Source organism: Marinobacter sp. S0848L, assembly GCF_023016065.1.
Lineage (GTDB): Bacteria > Pseudomonadota > Gammaproteobacteria > Pseudomonadales > Oleiphilaceae > Marinobacter.
Window position 1 is genome coordinate 1 of sequence record NZ_JALKAQ010000035.1, and the last position, 337, is coordinate 337.

Genomic DNA, 337 nt, shown 5'->3' on the forward strand with positions numbered 1-337 from the left:
AACAGTAAAGCCTCGAAGTGGGTGGTTAGCTCAGCTGGGAGAGCATCGCCCTTACAAGGCGAGGGTCACTGGTTCGATCCCAGTACCACCCACCACTTTTAAGCAGTAAGCCAGACGAGTCTCTGGCACCCGATTTAGCCGAATAGGCTGAGTCATGCGGAGCGGTAGTTCAGTTGGTTAGAATACCGGCCTGTCACGCCGGGGGTCGCGGGTTCGAGTCCCGTCCGCTCCGCCACTTTTTCGGGTGGTTAGCTCAGCTGGGAGAGCATCGCCCTTACAAGGCGAGGGTCACTGGTTCGATCCCAGTACCACCCACCAGATTTGAAAAAAAGCAGAT

General features: G+C 56.4%; 3 tRNA genes. All 3 read left to right on the plus strand.

Annotation, left to right across the window (positions count from 1 at the left end):
• Positions 1-19 precede the first annotated feature (19 nt).
• The 3 genes from MWU64_RS15370 to MWU64_RS15380 all read left to right on the plus strand — a co-directional run bounded on the left by MWU64_RS15370 (position 20) and on the right by MWU64_RS15380 (position 318).
• Positions 20-95 (plus strand) — tRNA-Val (locus MWU64_RS15370).
• Between the two features lie 63 nt (positions 96-158).
• Positions 159-235, plus strand: a tRNA-Asp gene (locus MWU64_RS15375).
• Between the two features lie 7 nt (positions 236-242).
• A tRNA-Val gene (locus MWU64_RS15380) sits at positions 243-318 on the plus strand.
• Positions 319-337: the final 19 nt, after the last annotated feature.